At 37.6% G+C, this 5,152-nt stretch carries 7 protein-coding genes and 1 other RNA gene; all 8 read left to right on the plus strand.

The features are described from left to right. The coding region (locus ON09_RS22440) for an MbnP family protein (protein ID WP_010603312.1) at nt 1–564 on the plus strand (564 nt) is incomplete at its 5' end. A 23-nt stretch (nt 565–587) separates the two neighbouring features. Beyond that, complete coding sequence (locus ON09_RS22445) at nt 588–1,604, plus strand: cytochrome-c peroxidase (RefSeq protein WP_029204571.1); 1,017 nt, start codon at nt 588–590, stop codon at nt 1,602–1,604. Beyond that, nucleotides 1,567–2,544: a transporter gene (locus tag ON09_RS22450; RefSeq protein ID WP_010603314.1), complete on the plus strand. Its 978-nt coding sequence runs from the start codon at nt 1,567–1,569 to the stop codon at nt 2,542–2,544. Before ON09_RS22445 ends, ON09_RS22450 begins: the two co-directional genes overlap by 38 nt. A gap of 102 nt (nt 2,545–2,646) precedes the next feature. After that, the gene (locus tag ON09_RS22455; protein WP_157259055.1) at nt 2,647–3,009 is read left to right on the plus strand and encodes a hypothetical protein; all 363 of its coding nucleotides are present in this window, start codon (nt 2,647–2,649) and stop codon (nt 3,007–3,009) included. A gap of 108 nt (nt 3,010–3,117) precedes the next feature. After that, on the plus strand, nt 3,118–3,768 hold the full coding sequence (locus tag ON09_RS22460; RefSeq protein WP_010603316.1) for an SCO family protein: 651 nt from the start codon (nt 3,118–3,120) through the stop codon (nt 3,766–3,768). Between the two features lie 83 nt (nt 3,769–3,851). Then, nucleotides 3,852–4,274, plus strand: coding sequence for a c-type cytochrome (locus ON09_RS22465; RefSeq protein ID WP_010603317.1), 423 nt, complete (start codon nt 3,852–3,854; stop codon nt 4,272–4,274). Nucleotides 4,275–4,332: 58 nt separating this feature from the next. Continuing rightward, an RNA gene (gene rnpB / locus ON09_RS24565) (RNase P RNA component class A) lies at nt 4,333–4,710 on the plus strand. A 301-nt stretch (nt 4,711–5,011) separates the two neighbouring features. After that, on the plus strand, nt 5,012–5,152 hold a 141-nt coding region (locus ON09_RS24945; RefSeq protein WP_010603318.1), incomplete at its 3' end, for a response regulator.

The raw sequence follows: 5,152 nt of genomic DNA on the forward strand, positions 1-5,152 counted from the left end.
TATTATGTCAGCAATATTAAACTCAGCAAAGCTGATGGAACAACCTATTTAATTCCTGAGAGTTATCTGTTGATAGATGAGTCAAAACCTGCTTCGAAACTTGTAACCATCAATGATGTTCCGACAGGTGATTACACTAAAATTGAATACACAATTGGTGTTGACTACGCCCGGAATTTTGCAGGAGCACAAACTGGCGCCTTAGATCCTATAAATGGTATGTTCTGGACCTGGAACAGTGGTTATATCTTTGTTAAACTGGAAGGAACTTCACCACAATCTACAGCAGCAAACAACCTTTTAACCTTTCACATTGGAGGCGTGGTCGATCCGAATAATACCATCAGAACATATTCAACAGAAATCAATGCAGCAAATCCTTTGAGAATTAGAACTGATGCTAAACCGAATATGCACTTTATTGTGAATGCAGCATCTCTCTTCACAGGCACAAATGATGTAAGTTTTGCTTCGTTAAACTTTACCATGGGTGGAGCCAATTCTGTAATTGTTGCCAATAATTATGCTAAAGGTTTATTCCGTTTAGATCATATTCATAATTAATATGCTTAACAAATTAACAGTCTTTGCAATGCTTTTTTTTAAGCATTGCATTGATGTATGCCTGCAGTAAAAACGAAGATGAAATTACTCCGGAAGAAAAGAAAATATCTTTCACAGTTCCATCTAATTTCCCAGCTCCAACTTACAATTTCGAAGATAATGAGTTAACAAACGATGGTTTTGCACTTGGGAAAAAGCTATTTTACGAAGCCCGTTTATCAGCAGATAAAAGTGTTTCCTGTGGAAGCTGCCACCAACAATTTGCAGCATTTGCAAATCTGGATCACAAGGTGAGTCACGGTGTAGACAACTGCCAGGGAAAACGAAATGCACCTCCACTTTTTAATCTCGCCTGGCAAAAGGCTTTCTTCTGGGATGGCGGCGTAAAGAACCTCGAAACATCTCCCCTGAATGCCTTTACAGATGCATGCGAAATGAAAACCGATCTGGAAACTGTAGTTTCAGTGTTAAAAAATACGGCTCCCTATCCAGAACTGTTCAGAAAAGCGTTTGGTACACCGGAAATCAATTCTCAGAAAATATTAAAATCAATCACACAGTTTATGGGCGTATTGGTTTCCGGCAATTCCAAATACGACCAGGTTATGAGAAAGCAAAACGGCGTTTCATTTACATCGACAGAACTTGCTGGTTATAATCTTTTTAAAGAGAAATGTAGTTCCTGCCATACTGAGCCACTTTTTACTGATTTTACTTACCGAAGCAATGGTTTAGATTTAGTTAGTGTTGATGAAGGCCGCTCACACATTACAGGTGTAAAAACCGATTTCGGAACTTTTCGAATACCAACATTGCGTAACATCGAATACACCGGACCTTACATGCATGATGGTCAATTTTATAGTTTAGATGAAGTTCTAGAACACTACAATTCTGGTGTAAAAGCATCGGCAAATTTGGATCCACGCTTAAAAAATGGAATTCCGTTAAGCTCAGCAGAAAAAGAGCAAATCAAATCATTTTTAAAAACATTAACAGACAATGAATTTATCAAAAATAAATTATTCAGTGAATCGTAAGCCATTGGTATTGCTGCTATTACTATTAAGCAGCAGCACTTACGCCTGTGATATTTGCGGTTGCTTCATGGGCATAACGCCATACTTCAACAGAAACAACATCAGTGTGCTGTATCGCTACCGCTCATTTAATGGTTATGCAGGCCAGTCACATTCGTTATTTCCAAATGGTGGAAAGTTTTTTATTCCGGCAAGAAGTCAGAATGCTCCGATAACAGGTCATGCCGGAAACCCTGAAGATTATGAGCTTTATCGCTCACTAGAGGTAAGAGAAAAGTACTTTATCACTAATAAATTGGAGATCAATGCAATTCTGCCATACGTTGCTAATAGTGAACGTTATAATGGGTACACATCTTCGATTTCTGGTGTTGGTGATATTAATGTATACGCAGGCTATCATCTGTTCAGAAAACTGGAAGATAATTTCAGGCAACAGCTTATTGCCGGCGCAGGAATTAAAGTTGCTACAGGAAAAAATGATTTTAAGAACACCGAAGGCATTCGTTATTCATCCTTAATGCAAGCAGGTACCGGTAGCACCGATGGTTTTATTTACCTGAATTACATGGTTGGCGTTGGCAAGTTTGGCGCCAGTTTAAATACATCATATAAATTTAACGGCACCAACAATCGTAACGAAGGAATCGCAAACAGCACCACCAGTTTCCTCAATATCTTCTATACTCAAAGCATAGGTAAAGACATTCAAGTTATGCCATCAGCACAATTTTTCTACGAGTATTCTGCCGGAGAAACATATAATGGCACTAAAACGGGCGAACACATCATGAATAACTTAATGGGTGGCGTTGGTGTGGATATCTTTTACAAAAATGTTGCACTTAATGCTGGAATTCAGAAAAACATTTGGGAAGCTGAAACCGACCATCCCATGAGTGCAGGAAAGGTATATCTCGGACTTACTTATAATTTTTAAAACGATTAATATGAAAAAGACACTAACAATTGGATTTTGCATAAGCATGCTTCTTTTAAGCGCTTGCAAAACTGAACCTGATGCTGAAGCAGTAAAAAAGAAGTGCTTAACATACACGATAAACTGATGATTGATGGCGCAAAAGTTATCAATAACAAGATGAAGTTAGACTCAATACTGAAATCTCGTCAGATTAAATCTGTTGATGATTCCGTAAAAATTGCAGATTTGGTTTTAAAGTTAAACCAGGCTGATGAAAATATGATGGACTGGATGCATGCCTTTAATGATGATTTTAAAGGTAGAGATGAAACAGAAAACTTAAATTATTATAAATCGGAAATGGTTAAAATAAGAAATGTTGAAGATAGCTACATCAAAGTTACCAGAGCATCAGATTCTGTTTTAAAAATTTACAATGTTGCGCCATCTCAAATAATGGAAATGAAAAATCATAAGCACTAATGATTCCTCCTAACAAGGTCATTAGTTTGGCAATTTGTACTATCCCTCTCTTCAAAGAGAGGGATTTGAGGAGCAGAGGTTGTATATTTACATTTTTAATAAAATAACATGAATAAAATTATTTCTTCGATAGCCATTGGCATGCTATCAGTTACCATACTTTCATCTTGTCAGCAAGAAAAAAAACTTCCCTTTTATGGCGAACGTTATGCAGAAACCATAAAAGATGCAGCAGGTGTAGAAAAAATTGACACCGTTTACCAAACCATTCCGAATTGGGCATTTTTAAACCAGGATAGTGTGTTAACAACCAATAAAGCAACAGATGGGAAAGTTTACGTTGCCGATTTTTTCTTTACCTCTTGCAGTACAATCTGCCCAACTATGCACCGCAATTTAATGACAGTCTACAATGATTTCAAAACCAATCCCGATGTGATGTTTGTATCCCATACCATCGATTTTAAGTATGATAAACCATCAGTATTAAAAAAGTATGCTCAAAAGTTGGGTGTTGATAATGCTAAATGGCAATTTCTTTATGGTAGCAAGGATAGCGTTTACACATTAGCAGAAAAAAATTATTTAGTTGCTGTTGGTGAAGACAGCACCGCCAAAGACGGTTACATTCACCAGGGGTATTTGGTTTTAATCGATAAAGACAGAAGGATTCGTGGTGCTTATGATGGCACAAAGGAAGACCAGGTAGAGCAGCTTAAGAAAGATATCCCAGTTTTACTGGCAGAGTATAAAAAATAGATTTTATTGCTACGGAAGCACGGAAAGAATAGAATTAATTCCGTGTAAACCGTGTTTCCGTGGCAAAAATTAACGAACCATAAATGCGCAAATACATCATATATTCAATATTTCTATTTTCGGTTGTAGCCGTAATTATTTCTTGTCAAAATCAGGAAACGATTGATTTGCAAAACTATATGTCGAATGGAAAAGATATTTATAAAGCCAAATGCCAAAATTGCCATGGTGAAAACGGCGAAGGCTTAGGTCAGCTTGCTCCTCCGCTAACGGATTCTGTTTTCTTGAAAACCAACAAAGAAAATTTAGCCTGCATCATTAAAAACGGAACGAATGAGAAAATTACCATTCACGGAAAAGACTATCAGGAGAAAATGCCTGGTTTCCCCGAATTGGCTGATATCGATGTGGCGCAGGTGATGGTTTATGTAACCAATTCTTTCGGAAACCATCAGGGATTTGTACCCTATTCAAAAGTTTCTACACAGCTCCAGAATTGTAGGTAGACTGAAAAAACTTTCAGATTTGTATCTTTTGTAGTTAAAAAAATCCATCTTTGCGGAAAATGCAGGTTGTTCTATCGCTGTCTCGATTTATCGGGAGAGAGGAAAGTCCGGGCAACGAAGGGCATCTCGCTTTCTAACGGAAAGGAATTTAGGATTGAAAACCTGAATTACGGATTAGTGCAACAGAAAATATACCACCTGGCGCAAGTTGGGAAAGGGTGAAAACGTGTGGTAAGAGCACACGAGCATTGCAGGCGACTGCAGTGGTTTGTAAACCCCGGGAGTTGAAAGACCAAATAGGCTAACGCATGTAGGGCTGCCCGTCCGATGTTAGTGGGTAGGTCGTTAGAGGTAAATGGCAACATTTGCAGTGGATTAATGATAGAAGTTCTGAGCAATCAGGAAACAGAACCCGGCTTACAGACCTGCATTTTTTATTTTCTTGAAAAGCCAAAACAGCAATGCTTGGCTTATTTCAGCCCTGCTGCTCACTAAATCTTTTTTGCGAATGGCATCCTGAACATATCGAAGGAAGCTTCAAAAAAGTATACCGTTCACATCAGGTTTATGAAACACAAACCTGTAAAATAAACTTAGCGCCCAACGCTGGCAAATTTCAAATCTGATAAAACCTTTTCCTCAATTTCCCGTTTATAGCCTGAAATCGTTGTATAAAAAACTATACATTAATTTAAAAACAATATATTCGCATATCAAATAGAATAAACAAATACTAAATGGCCAAACTATTAATTATTGATGACGAGCGGGCGATTAGAAGTACCCTACGCGAAATCTTAGAATACGAGAACTATGATGTAGAAGATATCGATAATGGTATCGATGGGCTCGAAATGATTAAGAAAGGTAATTTCGAC

Source organism: Pedobacter agri PB92, from assembly GCF_000258495.1.
Lineage (GTDB): Bacteria > Bacteroidota > Bacteroidia > Sphingobacteriales > Sphingobacteriaceae > Pedobacter > Pedobacter agri.

Coding starts and splice junctions, on each gene's coding strand:
- ON09_RS22450 (WP_010603314.1), top strand. CDS start 1,567: ATGAATTTATCAAAAATAAATTATTCAGTGAATCGTAAGCCATTGGTA.
- ON09_RS22460 (WP_010603316.1), top strand. CDS start 3,118: ATGAATAAAATTATTTCTTCGATAGCCATTGGCATGCTATCAGTTACC.
- ON09_RS22465 (WP_010603317.1), top strand. CDS start 3,852: ATGCGCAAATACATCATATATTCAATATTTCTATTTTCGGTTGTAGCC.